Source organism: Mesorhizobium sp. M2E.F.Ca.ET.209.01.1.1, from assembly GCF_004010375.2.
Lineage (GTDB): Bacteria > Pseudomonadota > Alphaproteobacteria > Rhizobiales > Rhizobiaceae > Mesorhizobium.
The window spans coordinates 1-319 of the sequence record NZ_SADP02000815.1; the positions used below are offsets into that span (position 1 = coordinate 1).

A 319-nucleotide genomic window follows, 5' to 3' on the forward strand; every position below is an offset into this window, starting at 1 on the left:
GCCTGGAGCATGGCGGTGAACGCAACCTGGCCGGCTGGCACGTCGATATGGAGTGCCTCATCGCCGGCCTCGACTATCTCACCCAGGTGGCGCAGGCGGCCGATACGCTCGGCTATTACGGCGTGCTGTTGCCGACCGGCCGCTCCTGCGAGGATTCCTGGGTTATCGCCTCGGCGCTGGCGCCGCTGACGAAGCGGCTACGCTTCCTCGTCGCGGTGCGGCCGGGCCTGCAGTCGCCGACGCTTGCCGCGCGCATGACCGCGACGCTCGATCGCATCTCGAACGGTCGGCTGCTGATCAACGTGGTCACCGGCGGCGA

Annotated in this window: 1 protein-coding gene; it reads left to right on the forward strand. The window is 69.0% G+C overall.

Annotated elements, in window-relative coordinates:
* Positions 1–47: 47 nt before the first annotated feature.
* A partial coding sequence (locus tag EN852_RS38020; RefSeq protein WP_246694559.1) for an LLM class flavin-dependent oxidoreductase occupies positions 48–319 on the forward strand: 272 nt, incomplete at its 3' end.